The following is a 16,282-nucleotide window of genomic DNA, read 5'->3' as shown; positions in this document are numbered from 1 at the left end:
AGATTGAGCACGGTGATATGAGTGACAAAATAAATGAAAGTTCCCAAATTTGTCGAGAAACGTCTGATGTTCTGATCTCTCTCGCAAAGTCTACCAGATTGTCGGGCAGCTCTGTATCCCATCGCCTTTTCTCACTCGTACATATTTACGCCATTCTCCCTCTCGAATGATTGGTGTACACTGACGCAAAAACTATATCTCGTTGTTTCAAAGGCCAGTGCATTGAGATGCGTGTGGCAACTTTGAGAGAAAGGAATGCGTATCAATGAGTACTCACAAAGAACATATCTGTGACGTTCTTGTCATCGGCAGTGGTGCTTCCGGGCTGTCACTGGCGTTGCACTTGGCATCCACACAAAAAGTCATGGTCCTGAGCAAAGGACCAAGCAACGAAGGCGCGACTTACTACGCTCAGGGCGGTATTGCAGCTGTATTTGATGAAAATGACTCAGTAGAGTCACACGTTGAAGACACGCAAATCGCAGGCGATGGCCTTTGCAATGAAGATGTCGTGAACTTTATCGCGGAAAACGCGAAAGAATGCGTTCAATGGCTGATTGATGGTGGCGTACCGTTCGATCTCGACGAAGACAGTGATGACGACGAACCTAAGTTCCACCTAACCCGTGAAGGTGGGCATAGTCACCGACGCATACTGCATGCTGCTGATGCGACAGGCATGGCTGTGCAGACCTCTCTGCAAGACAACGTGATGCAACATCCGAATATTTGTGTGATGGAAAGGCACAATGCGCTGGACTTGATCACACGGAAAAAAATCGGCATCACGGGGCCTAACCGTGTACTTGGTGCCTATGTCTGGAACCGAGACAGAGAAGCCGTGGAAACCGTACGCGCTAAATTTGTGGTGCTCGCAACCGGTGGCGCATCAAAAGTTTACCAGTACACATCTAATCCCGATGTGTCTTCTGGTGACGGTATTGCCATGGCGTGGCGTGCTGGCTGTCGGGTAGCCAATCTTGAATTTAACCAGTTTCATCCGACCTGCCTGTTCCACCCAGAAGCGCGAAACTTTTTGCTGACCGAGGCACTGCGTGGTGAAGGTGCTTACCTTCGTCGTCCAGATGGCTCCCGCTTTATGGCAGACTTTGATAAACGCGCAGAGCTGGCTCCTCGTGATGTGGTCGCACGTGCGATTGACTATGAGATGAAGCGTATGGGTGCAGATTGCATGTACCTTGACATCAGCCATAAAGACCCTGAGTTTGTCATTAAACACTTCCCGACAATTTACGAGAAACTAATGACATACGGGTTTGATTTGACCAAGCAACCTATCCCAATTGTCCCTGCCGCACATTACACCTGTGGCGGTGTGATGGTAGATAAAAATGGTCAAACAGACTTAGAGGGGTTGTACGCGATTGGTGAAGTCAGTTACACAGGTCTTCATGGCGCAAACCGTATGGCCTCTAACTCGCTGCTAGAATGCGTGGTTTATGCATGGGCGGCGGCGCAACATATTGGCGACAATGCGGCCAAAGCGGAAGTTCCTCCATCATTGCCTCACTGGGATGAAAGTCAGGTCAGTTGCTCAGATGAAGAAGTTGTACTCCAACACAACTGGCACGAACTGCGTCTTTTTATGTGGGATTACGTCGGTATCGTGCGCTCAACGAAGCGATTAGAACGTGCACTTCGCCGTATCGAACTGCTAAAGCAAGAAACGCATGAGTATTACAGCAATTTCCGTGTTTCGAATAACTTACTGGAAATGCGTAATCTGCTTCAGGTAGCTGAATTGATGGTCCGTTGTGCAATGGCACGAAAAGAAAGTCGAGGCCTTCACTACACGCTCGACTACCCAGAGAAACAGGAAGAAAGCGGCCCAACCATTCTGGTGCCCGATTTCCCTTGTTAATAGAAAAGCGCAATAACCAGCATTAAAAAGCCCTCGATAACGAGGGCTTTCTTTTTCTCATTGTCTTACGCGCGGAAAGCGGAAATTGCAAATTCCAACTCTTTACTTTGCTCTGCCACCCTTTCCGCAGCCAAAGCATTCTCGCTGGTTGACGCGGTATTCTTTGCGGTGATTTCCTGAATAGAATGCACATTCAGGTTCACTTCTTTGGCAACCATGCTCTGCTCTTCAATCGCGGCGGCGATCTGGGTACTCATATCCATGATTTGTTGCATATCGTGCATGATGTTATCCAACTCATTGGCTGCATCTTCAACATGTGTTACCGATTCTTCACTGTCTTGCTGGCAGGCAGAAATACGGTCGACCACCAAGTTAGTTTGCTGTTGCAACGACGCAATCATAGTCGCAATTTCATCTGTGGATTTATGGGTACGGGTCGCCAATGAGCGCACCTCATCCGCCACCACCGCAAAACCTCGGCCCTGCTCGCCTGCGCGTGCAGCTTCGATAGCCGCGTTCAAAGCGAGTAAGTTCGTTTGTTCGGAGATATCTTTGATCACGTGAACAACGGTACCAATTTGTTCAGAGAGTGACACCAAACTCTGAATATCTCGGTTTGCATCATCCAGCCCTTGAGACAAGGTCACAATTGCTGAACGGGTATTTTGAACCGTAATGTGCCCTTTGTTTGCACGTTCCAAACTGTGCGATGCATTCTCAGCGGCACGCTCTGTGTTAGAGGCGATCTCGCGAATTGTCGCTTCCATTTCATTGACCGCCGTTGCAGCCATGTCAGCTTCTGCATGCTGTTTATCCAGTGCAACCTCGGCTTGGTGACAACGCTCACTGACTTCCATTGCAGTGCTATTCAGTGTTGAGCTTGAAGTTTTCACACCCGCGATCACCACCTGACAATGCTCTAGCACCGAGTTGAAATCAGCGGCGACAAGAGAAATCTCATCATTGCCTGTCGTGTCGGCGCGTAAGGTCAAATCGCGGTCAGCGGCAACCTGCTCCATCGTTTGAGTCAGCGTTGTAATTCGACGTTGAATATAGCGATTTAGCCAAATACTCAGTGCAATAAGAATAATGGATACCAAGGCCAGTAGCGTTGCAACAACCGTTACTACGGTACCTGATGCCTTTTCAAGCTCACCTGTAAGCTGAGCACGCATCGCGTCAAAGTCGGCTTCAACCTGATGCGACTGCTGGCGTATTGCCCCGAGAAGACCGGACTTATGGTCTAGCCCGACTTTCTTGTTTAAAGCGTAATATTGTTCGATTAACGCCTTTTGTTCCTTCAGGTTCTGCGCATTGCCGGTGACCAAACGATTCCACGTTTCAAGGTATTCGGTGTAACGATTTTCACTGATATCAGCGACAAACAAACGCGCTAACGTCACAAGGTAGTGCGCATTCGGGTCTTCTGACGCCGCCAAGACATTTTCATTTGCCTGTGTTATCTCACCGCGAAGCCCAGATTCACGATCCAGCCCCAGTGCCCGATAACCATCAGACAGTGTTAAAAATCCATCTTGATAATTATCCATCGCTTGAGCAACCGCACCGATTTGCGGAAGCGTTAGATCTAACTCTTCGGCATATTGACGCAGTTGGACTAAATCATTTTTAAAGCTGTTACTTTGCAGCTCAAACGCCTCAATATATTTCGCATCAAGGCGAGCAAGAAAGTCTTTCTCATTTCTTCGTAAGTTCAACAGGCTTACTTCAAGATCCCCAACGAGGGTCAGCTTGGTTTTGAGATCGATCATACGCTCTGACGCTTGCCAACCTATGAGGGAGAAAAGCAACAGAGAGGCGGCTGAAAAAGCAGTGAGAAGGTAGAGTTTCGTCCGAATATTCATGGCAGTTTCCCGGAAAACTTTTGGGCATTGCCTTGTTATCGGTAACAAATTTATATTTTTTAGGTACGGTATACAGTAAATCAATAAGACGTGAGCAATATCACCCTTTTAACTCTAAACATATCCGACTGATATGGCGAAAGTCTTGGGCAGGAAAAGCATCAAACATTAACGGTATGCGCTTCACATTGTGAAGTTCACCGACCTCCAAGACAAAGCCTAATGGGCACTGAAAGGTGATTTGCCCCACTTGGAATTCACTGTTACGCCAGTAGCAATGTCCATCGATATGCAATGAAAAATTGCCCGTCATCGAAAAAATATAACGACGACAACGTTGTAATTCTTTACCTAGAAAGACAACTAATAAGGTTTTGATCTCTAAAGGCCACACACCAGCAGACAACAATAGCAATGTCACTGTTATGTAGCCTAAAAAGACACTCCGTAATAGAAATGTAGACGGGGCTAAATGTGTATTAACGTAGTTTGCTGCGGTTATGCGCGACAATTTTATCCGTCATCGCCGCTAGCTCAGGTTTTTCGCTACGACTATGCCCCATCATCCAAGTAAAAAGATCCGGATCATCACACTCCAACAAGGCAACAAAATCCAGCTTTTCTGATTCCGTTAAGGCGTCAAAACACTCTTCGAAAAACGGCATTATAATGACATCAAGCTCCAGCATTCCGCGTCGGCACGCCCACTTGATTCGCGCTTTATCTTCTGCGCCCAGCATGATTACCTCTGAAAATACATCATAGAAATTGGCACAAATAGTATCAGTGGGTCGTCAGCCTTGCTATGACCGTATTATTGAATCTTGCAACGCTGTGATCTGACCCCATATCAGTGGTATATAGATAGCAGCCGCATTAACATATATCCCTAAGTAACCTGAAACTGCTCGGGTACATAGCCACTGACTTTTAAGCGAGAGACACCATGACTAACTGGTATTCAACGCACAACTTTTCTCGACTCCCACTTTCTTCTGACAGTGCTCTACCCGCTCTGTCTGTGATGGCGCTGGATAATCTTGCACTTATTACTGCGGTTGGTGCTGACACCATCAGTTATCTGCAAGGCCAACTAACCTGCGATCTTGTCTCGCTGGATAAAACACAATCGACGCTAGCAGCGCACTGTGATGCCAAAGGTAAAGTGTGGTCTGCAATTCGCCTTTTCCATCACAACGATGGTATTGCGTATGTTCAACCCGCCTCTATTGCCGAAAAGCAGTTAACTGAAATTAAAAAATACGCCGTGTTTTCTAAAGTGGCCTTCGCACTGAGTGACCAAGTCCTTATCGGTGTCGCTGGGGAAAAAGCGGACAATGCCGTGCAGTCACGCTTTATTGGTGAAGGCGATGTTCGAGTCACCCAAACAGGCGCAGCAGTAAAAATCGAAGCTAACCGTTGGCTACTTGCTATCAATGCGGAAGAAGCCGATACCATCATTGCTGAACTTGGCGATCGCTGCGTCTTGAGCGATAGTAGCCTTTGGGAACTGTATGAATTGCGGGCGGCGATCCCAGCCGTTGATCTGGTGAACACCAATGAATTCATTCCACAGTCTTTGAATCTGCAAGCCCTTGACGGTATCAGCTTTAAAAAAGGCTGTTATACGGGTCAGGAAACCGTGGCGCGTGCAAAATACCGTGGCATCAATAAGCGCGCAGCATACCTGCTGGAAGGTGAGGCATCTGACGCACCAAAAGCGGGTGATGTATTCGACCGCAGCGTAGGTGAAAACTGGCGTACTGGCGGCACTGTCCTATCAGGCTACCGCTTTGATGACGGCAAGGCACTGGCATTGGTGGTACTTCCAAACAACCTAGATGATGACAGCCAGTTCCGCTTGCCGGACACCGACCTGCTTTGGCACAAATTGGCTCTACCGTACAGCTTGGAAGAAGCGTGAGCCTCGTGATGCCTGAGATTGACACCCCCATTCTTTCTATTCTTAGAGACGCCGGTATTGTTCACCGTATTTTGCCGCACCAACGTGCGGCAACATCTGTGCTGGATGCAGCAGAACAGCGCGGCGTAAACCCTGATCAGATGGTCAAATCTATGTTGCTTCGCGACATGGGCGGCGTGTTGGCACTGGCTTGCCTACCTGGAACCGCCTCTGTAGACCCTCGCAAGGTGCGAGACATACTTGGCTGTCGTCGCATGACCTGCGCGGATAGCGGGCATGTACAAAGCATCACAGGCTACTCTCCGGGCATGGTCACCCCACTTTCAGTGATGGGTTTCATGCCAATCATTATTGACCCGACCCTTGAGCAATATGAGTTCGTCAATATCAGTAGTGGCTCCCCGATGGCCGGTGTAGAACTTCGATTCGACGATCTGGTTCAACTGTGTTCACCAACCATTGCAGATATTCGCAGAGACGCGAAAGAGGAATGAGTGCATGAAGCTGGTCAACTGGCGTGGTGTTGATTTGAATCTATTGGTCGCTTTTTCGGCACTAATGGAAACGCGCAGCGTAACCCGTGCAGCAGAGAAGCTGTCCATCGGCCAATCAGCGATGAGTCACAATCTGTCTCGCCTTCGCACCTTGCTGGATGACCCGCTGTTTCATCGTCAGGGCAATGAAATGTTGCCTACATCTCGCGCATTCGAGTTGGAACCTATCGTTAACCAACTTCTAGAAACAATCGCCCTCGACGTGCTTACCCCTGTTCAATTCAACCCCTCGCAATATCATGGTCCAGTGCGTATCGGGTTAACAGACTATGCTGAGCTGGTGTTCGCTCCCGTTCTTTTTGATGTATTTCGTCAACAAGCACCACACTGCCAACTCAGCTGTCGCCCTGTCGACAGAGCGAGCTACAAGGAAGCATTGAAAGCCGATCACGTGGATGTGGTGCTAGGTGCTGTTGAAACAGAAGACCCGCTGTTTCAGATGGAAGATCTCTACACCGAGCAACACGTATGTTTGTTTGATCCCTCTTCAACTGGGCTGAACACCGCTTACGCTAGACGACTACACCACTACCCCACATGCGTTGGTAACCGTAGATGGACAGCTCAGCAGCCCCGTCGATGCCACGTTGAAGGCCCTAAACTGTGACCGACAAGTGGTCATGGGCTCACAACGTTTTCTCACGGTCAGGCATCTTCTGTCAGGTCGAAACCTTGTCTGCACGGTGGCTGAACTCATGGCAAAACTTGACATGTTTAATGACACACTGGCCATCAGCCCGACACCAGTTGATGTGAGTAGCTTCGGTATTCGCCAAATCTGGCATAAGAAAAATGCCACCAACGCAAAAAATGTGTGGATTCGTCAAACCATTCACCAGACTGTCATTCAACAAGTACATGATTTACGTGCAAGATAACCTGCTAGCCCGCGTATTTTCTGGAATGTGACCCCAAGCTTATTCATCGACTTGCATAGATAAAATTTGAAGTAACTGTCTTGCTTGTCACATTGTGGTCACACCCTCATCGTTATAATGCCGTCCGCCAGAATTCCAGACGTTATCGCTGGAAAATGGAATGTTGGCTATACAAAAACGATAAAGGAATAACAAATGCGGATGTTTAATCGATATGTCCCCACCATGATTGCAAAGCACGTTTACCGTTTATTTAAGGGGCGTCTTTCCATTGAGGGCCGGGGAGATTTCGAGTTTCATCAGGGATTGGTGCAAGCCCAATCAAACGCCGATATTCAGCACTACCAGACCGTAAAGGAAATCAATGCTGAGATCCGACGCTTGAAAGAGCTTTGATTGTCGCGCTAACACTTCGCTTGAACAAAAAAACACCGCCTATGCGGTGTTTTTTTTATCTTATTGTTCGCAGAGAATTACTCTTCTTCGTCAAGGGTATCTTGATACGACTCAGCATCCAGCAGTTCATCTAGCTCAGAGTCATCGCTGATACGTATCTGGAACAACCAGCCATCACCATAAGGGTCTGTATTCACCAACTCTGGTTGCCCTTCCAGCTCTTCATTAATGGCCACAATTTCACCCGTCAGCGGGGTATAAATGTCTGACGCTGCTTTTACTGACTCTGCGACCGCACAATCATCACCCGCATCAACCGTGTCACCCTCGTCTGGCAAGTCCACGAAAACCATATCCCCAAGCATTGCCTGCGCGTGGTCAGAGATACCAATTGTATATACCCCGTTACCTTCCGGTCTTACCCATTCATGGGAATTGGTGAACTTCAGCTCAGATGGGATATTGCTCATAAGTCAGGTTCCTTCTAAAAATCATGCTGCAGACGGTCAATGAATAGTAAAGCGAATATTTCTAGATAGGCAAATTAGGAAAGCCTTAAGCACTTCGCAAGAAAAATCAGCGTCCGAAAATCAATAGTTTTAACTCGATCAAGCCTTTGCAATATCACCCAAGATTGTCGAAAAACTGGCAACAAAAAGCGCCAGCCCCAAATAAGGAGTCTGGCGCTTTTTAAAGCATGGAGTTAGCCATCATTTTTAGGCATATGAACATCCATTTGCGGGAACGGAATTTCAATACCCTCTTTATCCAGTTCTTCTTTAATTGCCTGTAACAGGTCGAAATACACACCCCAATAGTCAGAAGTGCGCACCCAAGGACGAACAACCAAATTCACGGAAGAATCAGCTAACTCTACAACACCAATGGTTGGCTCAGGTGTCGACAACAAGCGAGACTCTTCAGACAGAACGCGCGCCAATACCTCTTTGGTTTTGTGCAGATCGGCACTGTAAGACACGCCAATTACGTAATCAATACGTCGAGTATCATGCTTAGAGTAGTTGGTGATCGGGTTAGAAATGATTGCGCCGTTAGGTACTACCACCATCTTGTTGTCTGGTGTAGTAAGGACAGTCGAGAAAATTTGGATCGAATCCACCGAGCCCGATACGCCGCCCGCTTCCACATAGTCACCGGATTTAAACGGACGGAACGTCACAATCAACACGCCCGCAGCAAAGTTAGAGAGAGACCCTTGCAGTGCCAAACCAACCGCTAAGCCTGCGGCACCGATAACCGCAACGACTGAAGCGGTTTGAACACCAAGACGCCCCAACGCTGCAATGATAACAATCACGAACAGAAGGTAACGAACAAAGGTGTGTACAAAGCTAACAACAGCTTCATCAAGCTGCTTTTTACGCATCATACCCGCAATGCCATTTGCGATTGCTTTGACGACCCAGTTACCAATAATGAGGATGAGAATGGCAGCGATAATGTTCACTGCATACTGAAGCAGGAGTTCCTGATTGCCACTGAACCAGTTCATGGCTTCATTTGTTGCATTTTCCATTGCGATTTCCTTGATGTTGTAATGGCTTTACTTTGGCCTATCTGAGATGCGATTGCTGAATCTATCGAGCACTCGTGAGAACCACTCAGATAAAAACAGAGCAGAGTGTACAGTTTATGCATCGAAATCCAGTGTCTCAAATGTAGAACAACAACATGGTTCCATCCTTCTTTAATGCCGAACGAGCGCATAAAAAAACCCTGCCGATTGGCAGGGTTTCATCAAAACAGTGAGCGTTATGCCACTTGTTTTGGTTCTTGATTCATTTGCTCTTTCGCTGCGGCATGGTAATGAACATCCATTTGCGGAAATGGAATTTCAATACCTTCTTTGTCCAACTCTTCTTTGATGGCTTGCATCAGGTCGAAGTATGCGCCCCAGTAATCTGCTGTTTTCACCCATGGACGAACCACGAAGTTAACAGACGAGTCCATCAGCGCGTGAACGCCTACGGTTGGCTCAGGGTCTTTCAGTACGCGCTCATCTGCCATAACAACGCGAGTCAACACTTCTTTGGTCTTCTGAAGATCAGCCTTGTAAGACACGCCAATAACGAAGTCGATACGACGGGTTTCATGGCGCGAGTAGTTGGTGATTGGGCTAGAGATCACGGTGCCATTTGGTACAACTACCATCTTGTTATCCGGTGTTGTCAGAACAGTCGAGAAGATCTGGATTGACGCAACAGAGCCTGCAACCCCACTCACTTCAACGTAATCGCCAGATTTGAACGGACGGAAGGTCACGATCAATACGCCCGCAGCAAAGTTTGACAACGAACCTTGCAGTGCCAGACCGATTGCCAGACCTGCCGCACCAATTACCGCAACGATAGACGCAGTTTCTACGCCAAGGCGACCCAGTGCCGCAATCAGCACGATGGTAAACATCACATAACGTGCCATGTTCTCGATAAAATCGACAACCGTTTGGTCAAGGTTACGCTTTTTAAGCACGGTTCCCACCGAGCCAGCTACTTTCTTCACGATCCAGTGACCAACCAACAGGATCAATACAGCGGTCAGGATATTCATCGCGTACTGAATCATCAATTCTTGGTTTGACGCCAGCCAGTGCATTGCTTCAGTTGCTGTTTTCTCAACAGCGTGCGCAGCATTTTGCTCAGTCATTTTTCTCTCACTTCTAAATAACTAAACCATCTCGATATCTCGCGTCAAAAAGACGCGCTATCAAGATGGTTTAGGGACTTCTCACTATGGTCTGAATTTCAGCCATAAAAAAACCCGCTAAATTTAGCGGGTTTTATCAATTTTTGTAATAAGTTTTTTAACTAAACTTAAATTACAGAACGTCGATAGCGTTCAGGTCAGCAAATGCTTTCTCAAGACGAGTAACCATAGAAGCTTGACCAGCACGTAGCCATACGCGTGGATCGTAGTACTTCTTGTTTGGCGCAGATTCGCCAGTTGGGTTACCGATTTGACCTTGTAGGAAATCACGGTTTTCAGCTTCGTAAGTACGGATACCGTCCCACGTTGCCCACTGAGTATCAGTATCGATGTTCATTTTGATAACACCGTAACCGATAGACTCTTGGATTTCTGCTTCAGAAGAACCAGAACCGCCGTGGAATACGAAGTTCAGCGCGTTAGGTGCGATGCCGAATTTCTCTGCACAGTAAGCTTGTGAATCACGCAGAATGGTTGGAGTCAGTACAACGTTACCTGCTTGGTAAACACCGTGTACGTTACCGAAAGATGCAGCGATAGTGAAACGTGGGCTGATTGCGCTCAGTTTCTCGTATGCGTATGCAACGTCTTCTGGAGAAGTGTACAGCTCAGACGCGTCCATGTGGGAGTTGTCTACGCCGTCTTCTTCACCACCAGTACAACCCAGTTCGATTTCCAGAGTCATGCCCATCTTTTCCATGCGAGCCAAGTACTCAGCACAGATTTCGATGTTTTCTTCCAGAGATTCTTCTGACAGGTCAATCATGTGAGAAGAGAACAGTGGCTTGCCAGTTTCTGCGAAGTGCGCTTCACCCGCGTCCAGCAGACCGTCGATCCATGGCAGCAGTTTCTTAGCAGCGTGGTCAGTGTGCAGGATAACTGGAACGCCGTAAGATTCAGCAACAGCGTGAACGTATTTTGCGCCAGCTACTGCACCAAGGATTTGTGCACCTTGACCTTCCAGCTTAACGCCTTTACCAACGAAGAAGCCTGCGCCACCGTTAGAGAATTGAATAACAACTGGTGCTTTAACTTTAGAAGCAGCTTCCAATACACCGTTGATTGAATCTGTGTTTACTACGTTTACCGCTGGAAGAGCGAACTTGTTCTCTTTAGCAATTTCAAACACTTTCTGTACGTCGTCACCAGAGATAACGCCAGGCTTTACAAAATCAAAAATCTTAGACATAACAATAGTCCTATTTACTCTGTTGTCTTTGAAGAAATCATTACCGAGCTGGCTCTATCCTGGCCAACTCAGCTAAATCGGCAAACGTTTGCGATCAGCGCTGCGCATTGTACCCAAACGTGATTCCAAACACATTACTTTTTGCATTTGGATATGCGCCTAAGTCCTTCAAACGTGGAGTTAGACGCATAAAAAACGGGAGCAATAACCCCCGTTCATCATTACGCTTTCGCGCGGTTTTCCAGCATTTCAACTGCTGGCAGAACTTTACCTTCAACGAACTCAAGGAAAGCACCGCCACCGGTAGAGATGTAAGATACATCCGCTTTGATACCGAACTTGTCGATAGCTGCCAGCGTATCACCACCGCCCGCTACAGAGAAACCTGCAGAGTCAGCGATTGCTTTAGAAATACCTGCAGTACCTGCTTCAAAGTTTTTGAATTCGAACACGCCTACTGGGCCGTTCCACAGGATAGTTTTTGCGTTACCGATGATTTCCGCCAGTGCTGCAGTTGAATCTGGACCCAAGTCGAAGATCATGTCGTCGTCTTGTACTTCAGAAACGTGCTTGATTTCAGCTTCTGCGTTCTCGTCGAATGCTTTCGCACATGCAACGTCAGTCGCAACTGGGATTGAACACTCTTTCATCAGTTTCTGAGCGGTTTCGATCAGGTCTGCTTCGTACAGAGATTTACCTACGTTGTGGCCTTCTGCTGCGATGAAGGTGTTTGCAATACCACCGCCAACAACCAGTTGGTCAGCGATTTTAGACAGAGACTCAAGAACAGTCAGTTTGGTAGAAACTTTAGAACCACCAACGATAGCAACCAGTGGACGCTCTGGGTTGTCCATTGCTTTGCCCAGTGCTTCAAGCTCAGCTGCCAGCAGAGGACCCGCACATGCGATTGGTGCAAACACACCTACACCGTAAGTAGATGCTTGTGCGCGGTGCGCAGTACCGAATGCATCCATTACGAATACGTCACACAGTGCCGCGTATTTCTTAGACAGTTCGTCTTCGTTTTTCTTCTCGCCTTTGTTAAAGCGAACGTTTTCCAGAACAACCAACTCACCCGCGTTCAGCTCTAGGCCGTCTACGTAGTCTTTTGCCAGTTTAACGTCACAATCCAGTGCGTCGTTCAGGTAGTTAACAACAGGTTGCAGAGAGAATTCTTCCGCGTATTCGCCTTCCGTTGGGCGGCCAAGGTGAGAAGTCACCATTACTTTCGCGCCAGCTTCCAGGCAGTGCTTGATAGTTGGCAGAGACGCTAGAATACGCGCGTCAGAAGTCACTTTACCGTCTTTTACTGGTACGTTCAGATCGGCACGGATAAATACGCGTTTGCCAGCCAGATCCAGATCGGTCATTTTGATTACAGACATTTTCGTCCTCTCTCTAAGTTGCAAAAATTAAAAATTTGCTAAGGCTTTCTTTACTCCAGAAAGCCGTGGCTCAAGCCTTCGAGCCACCAGTAACTGTTGCCATGGCCAATGCCGTATCTAACATACGGTTAGCAAAACCCCACTCGTTATCACACCATACCAACATCTTGATTAAGTTATGATTACTAACCCGAGTTTGAGAACCATCAACGATGGCACTGTGAGGGTCATGGTTAAAATCTATCGAGACAAGTGGTGCCTCGGTATAGTCGACAATGCCGCTTAATGTACACCGAGCGGCCTCCTCGAGTGATTGATTTACGTCATTAACTTTCACTTTTGTGTTAACTGTGACACTCAAGTCCATTGCTGTGACGTTAATTGTTGGCACTCTAACCGAAATAGCTTCAAATTTGTCAGAAAGTTTCGGAAAGATTCTTCCAATTCCCAAATGTAATTTGGTGTCGACAGGAATAATTGACTGACTCGCTGCGCGTGTGCGGCGCATATCTGAGTGATAAGCGTCAATCACTTGCTGATCGTTCATGGAAGAGTGAATAGTGGTAATCGTGCCAGACTCAATACCAAACTGTTCGTCAAGAACCTTGATAACAGGGACGATGCAGTTTGTGGTACAAGAGCCGTTGGAGACGATACGGTCAGAGGGTTGAAGCGTATCTTCATTTACACCAAAGATAATGGTGTTATCCAAGTCGTTCCCGCCTGGGTGGGAGAACAAGACTTTTTTCGCCCCCGCATCAATATGCGCTTGGCCGTGTTCACGGTTACCAAACACACCCGTGCAATCGAGCACGATATCTATGTCTAAATCGCGCCAAGGCAATAAAGAGATATCACTGAGATGGAGAATACGGATATTGTCATCACCAACAAACAGGTACTCCTGACTGTTAGTAACTTTCTTGAAGAATCGACCATGGCTGGAGTCGTACTGCAGAAGGTGCGCCATCGCATCGGGCTCAGCGAGCTCGTTAACCGCAACGACTTCGATTTGATCTCGTTTGTTACTTTCATACAGTGCACGCAGTACACTGCGACCAATACGGCCAAAACCATTAATTGCAACGCGTAGTGCCATGTTCCCTGACGTTCTTGATTTGCTAATGATATGCGGCAACAGTCTATCTCAAGCACATGAAATACGCACGTACAATGTGATTTTCCTCTCACACGCCATACGGAAAACTAACACTGTACTGAGGTAAACAGCACGTAAAAAGTGCTGCAATTCATTATTGCAGAACGAACGCAGCAGAATAAAAAATAGCGGGGGTGCCCGCTATTTCCGTTGCTACAGGTGATCGAGCCAGTACAACCGTAAGGCTTACTCACACTCACCGAAACCTGCGTAACTACATTAACCATTTCCACCAAATAAAGAGCGCAAGGAACCCGAAAAGGTACACTAAGCCGGAAAGGGATAACCATTTCATTGGTGTACTCAGCGACAGTTCTTTTGGCAGCTTGGTATTGGTTACTAAGATGTAATTTAACAACGCAAACACTGGCGTAGTCACAAACGCCATCACCATCGCGAAGTCCAACATAGGGATTAGTGCATTACCCCAAAAAATAATAATCCCCATTGCAGCGACTGATACCGCGAAAATCCACAGTTGCAGTACGCGTGGGTGCTGCGTTTCCTGGCGTTTAATCAAGCGTTGTGACTCGGCCACCACGCGAGAATACCCGTCAATAACGGTAATCGTGCTGCCGAAAATACAAAAGAAGGCAATCACAGCGATAAGGTAGCGCGACCATTCACCGATGGTTGATGCATACAGACTGACAAGCTGATGAGAGAAGCCTACGCCAGATTGGGCAAACTCTACGCCTGAGCCGTGAAGCACTAACGCCCCTAATGCGAGAAAAACAATCGCCAGAATCGCGGTACCAATGTAACCCACATTGAAATCAAACAGTGCAGAACGTGCCGTCACTTCTTGTTGGCGTTTTTGACTCTTCAGCCACATAGATGTAATGCTCGACACTTCGATCGGCGCAGGCATCCACCCCATCGTCACAACCAAAAATCCGATCGCCGCTAGCGTCCAAGGCGATGGAGAAATGGCGATTTCTTTGACCGGAGCAGGGCTTGCAAAAGCAATCACAACAGCAGCGACCGTTGCCACCGTCAGCACGGCCATGATCACTTTCGATAGGACATCGAGTGCTTTGTAGTGCCCTGCGAACAAGATCCCCAAACACACGACAATAACAACCGCTGACAATACTACTGGCGACAGCGTAAATGGAATGAAATAGCCCAAGAGGCTAGCACTAAAGAGTAACAGCGCAGCGATATTCACCACCGCAGAGAACAAACATAGAGGCGCAAAGACCCAAAGATAAGGGCGTCCTAATTTGGCATAGCCTTCAACAAGGCTCTCGCCTGTTCCCAACGTATATTGAATTCCTGCTTTGAAAAAAGGGTATTTGAACACATTAACCAACAGGATAAGCCCTGCCAGTTGCCAACCATAGATTGCTCCTGCCTGGGTAGATGCAACCAAATGCGACCCACCAACAGCGGCCGCAGCCATCATGATCCCCGGCCCCATTGACCGGACTAATTGGCGTAAGGTTTGTGCACCACCTTGTGCCGTGGAAAGAGAGTTTTCCATTGTCGTTCCTTGTAAAAGTTATGTTGTGTTTGGGCTTTTAAATTTGTCTTTTTTGAGTGTTTTATCATTGTCAAGACAGATACTAGATATCACAAAAAACTTAAGCGTCAACATAAAGTTACAAGTCGGGGCATAAAAAAACCCGCAGAGAACTTCTGCGGGTTTTTGGTGAAAAAAAGCGCGAATTACGCGAGCAATTCTTTCGCAGTCTCAACCACGTTTTCAGTGGTGAAGCCAAACATCTTAAACAGTTGGTCAGCTGGCGCAGACTCACCAAAGGTGGTCATGCCGATGATGCGACCGTCAAAGCCAACATACTTGTACCAGAAGTCAGCGATGCCCGCTTCGATTGCAACACGTGCAGTCACATCTGAAGGCAGGACTGATTCACGGTACGCTGCATCTTGCTTATCGAACACGTCAGTTGCTGGCATTGATACCACGCGCACTGCTTTACCTTCTGCTGAAAGCTGTGCTGCTGCTTCTACTGCCAATTCAACTTCTGAACCGGTTGCGATCAGGATAAGCTCAGGCTTACCTGCACAATCTTTCAGGATGTAACCACCCTTCGCGATATCAGCCACTTGCTCTGCTGAACGGTCTTGTTGTGCCAAGTTTTGACGCGAGAAGATCAGCGAGGTTGGGCCGTCTTTGCGCTCAATCGCCAGTTTCCAAGCAACCGCAGACTCAACTTGGTCACATGGACGCCATGTGCTCATGTTTGGCGTCAGACGCAGTGATGCGATTTGCTCAACAGGCTGGTGCGTAGGACCGTCTTCACCCAGACCGATTGAATCGTGGGTATAAACTTGGATGTTCTGCACTTTCATCAGT

The 16,282-nt window shown here is 47.6% G+C and carries 15 protein-coding genes and 1 pseudogene; 5 read left to right on the top strand and 11 right to left on the bottom strand.

Annotated features, from left to right (window positions below; genetic code table 11):
* Positions 1–265: 265 nt before the first annotated feature.
* The gene (gene nadB / locus LRP49_RS17190; protein ID WP_274143543.1) at positions 266–1,882 is read left to right on the top strand and encodes an L-aspartate oxidase; all 1,617 of its coding nucleotides are present in this window, start codon (positions 266–268) and stop codon (positions 1,880–1,882) included.
* A gap of 65 nt (positions 1,883–1,947) precedes the next feature.
* On the opposite strand, the gene LRP49_RS17185 is transcribed toward nadB, so the two are convergent.
* From LRP49_RS17185 to LRP49_RS17175, 3 genes are all read right to left on the bottom strand, one after another.
* On the bottom strand, positions 1,948–3,750 hold the full coding sequence (locus tag LRP49_RS17185; RefSeq protein WP_274143542.1) for a methyl-accepting chemotaxis protein: 1,803 nt from the start codon (positions 3,748–3,750) through the stop codon (positions 1,948–1,950).
* Positions 3,751–3,850: 100 nt separating this feature from the next.
* Positions 3,851–4,261: a protein YgfX gene (locus LRP49_RS17180; protein WP_274143541.1), complete on the bottom strand. Its 411-nt coding sequence runs from the start codon at positions 4,259–4,261 to the stop codon at positions 3,851–3,853.
* A complete protein-coding gene (locus LRP49_RS17175; protein WP_274143540.1) occupies positions 4,230–4,490 on the bottom strand; it encodes an FAD assembly factor SdhE in 261 nt (86 codons plus the stop codon). The genes LRP49_RS17180 and LRP49_RS17175 overlap by 32 nt, the downstream gene beginning before the upstream one ends.
* Positions 4,491–4,696: 206 nt before the next feature.
* Between LRP49_RS17175 and ygfZ the strand changes: the two genes are divergently transcribed.
* From ygfZ to LRP49_RS17155, 4 genes and pseudogenes are all read left to right on the top strand, one after another.
* A complete protein-coding gene (gene ygfZ / locus LRP49_RS17170) occupies positions 4,697–5,674 on the top strand; it encodes a tRNA-modifying protein YgfZ (RefSeq protein ID WP_274143539.1) in 978 nt (325 codons plus the stop codon).
* A gap of 5 nt (positions 5,675–5,679) precedes the next feature.
* The gene (locus tag LRP49_RS17165) at positions 5,680–6,168 is read left to right on the top strand and encodes an aminoacyl-tRNA deacylase (RefSeq protein WP_274143632.1); all 489 of its coding nucleotides are present in this window, start codon (positions 5,680–5,682) and stop codon (positions 6,166–6,168) included.
* Between the two features lie 4 nt (positions 6,169–6,172).
* Positions 6,173–7,106, top strand: a pseudogene (locus LRP49_RS17160) (LysR family transcriptional regulator).
* Positions 7,107–7,301: 195 nt separating this feature from the next.
* Positions 7,302–7,502, top strand: coding sequence for a DUF1107 family protein (locus LRP49_RS17155; RefSeq protein ID WP_274143538.1), 201 nt, complete (start codon positions 7,302–7,304; stop codon positions 7,500–7,502).
* Positions 7,503–7,579: 77 nt separating this feature from the next.
* Here LRP49_RS17155 and gcvH read toward each other — a convergent pair whose 3' ends face one another.
* The 8 genes from gcvH to LRP49_RS17115 all read right to left on the bottom strand — a co-directional run.
* On the bottom strand, positions 7,580–7,972 hold the full coding sequence (gene gcvH, locus LRP49_RS17150; protein ID WP_274143537.1) for a glycine cleavage system protein GcvH: 393 nt from the start codon (positions 7,970–7,972) through the stop codon (positions 7,580–7,582).
* A gap of 233 nt (positions 7,973–8,205) precedes the next feature.
* Positions 8,206–9,039 carry a small-conductance mechanosensitive channel MscS gene (gene mscS, locus LRP49_RS17145; RefSeq protein WP_274143536.1) on the bottom strand — a complete coding sequence of 278 codons (834 nt, stop codon included), beginning with the start codon at positions 9,037–9,039 and terminating at the stop codon, positions 8,206–8,208.
* Positions 9,040–9,275: 236 nt separating this feature from the next.
* Positions 9,276–10,169, bottom strand: coding sequence for a small-conductance mechanosensitive channel MscS (gene mscS, locus LRP49_RS17140; protein ID WP_274143535.1), 894 nt, complete (start codon positions 10,167–10,169; stop codon positions 9,276–9,278).
* Positions 10,170–10,341: 172 nt separating this feature from the next.
* Positions 10,342–11,418 carry a class II fructose-bisphosphate aldolase gene (gene fbaA, locus LRP49_RS17135; RefSeq protein WP_274143534.1) on the bottom strand — a complete coding sequence of 359 codons (1,077 nt, stop codon included), beginning with the start codon at positions 11,416–11,418 and terminating at the stop codon, positions 10,342–10,344.
* A 221-nt stretch (positions 11,419–11,639) separates the two neighbouring features.
* Positions 11,640–12,803 carry a phosphoglycerate kinase gene (locus LRP49_RS17130; RefSeq protein WP_274143533.1) on the bottom strand — a complete coding sequence of 388 codons (1,164 nt, stop codon included), beginning with the start codon at positions 12,801–12,803 and terminating at the stop codon, positions 11,640–11,642.
* Positions 12,804–12,873: 70 nt separating this feature from the next.
* On the bottom strand, positions 12,874–13,902 hold the full coding sequence (gene epd, locus LRP49_RS17125) for an erythrose-4-phosphate dehydrogenase (RefSeq protein WP_274143532.1): 1,029 nt from the start codon (positions 13,900–13,902) through the stop codon (positions 12,874–12,876).
* Between the two features lie 274 nt (positions 13,903–14,176).
* Positions 14,177–15,448 carry an NRAMP family divalent metal transporter gene (locus LRP49_RS17120; RefSeq protein WP_274143531.1) on the bottom strand — a complete coding sequence of 424 codons (1,272 nt, stop codon included), beginning with the start codon at positions 15,446–15,448 and terminating at the stop codon, positions 14,177–14,179.
* 185 nt (positions 15,449–15,633) lie between these two features.
* The coding region (locus LRP49_RS17115) for a transketolase-like TK C-terminal-containing protein (RefSeq protein WP_274143530.1) at positions 15,634–16,282 on the bottom strand (649 nt) is incomplete at its 5' end.

It is taken from the genome of Enterovibrio qingdaonensis, assembly GCF_028683135.1.
GTDB lineage: Bacteria > Pseudomonadota > Gammaproteobacteria > Enterobacterales > Vibrionaceae > Enterovibrio > Enterovibrio qingdaonensis.
Note: the sequence above shows the minus strand (reverse complement) of the source record. Positions and strands in the feature narration are given on the sequence as shown.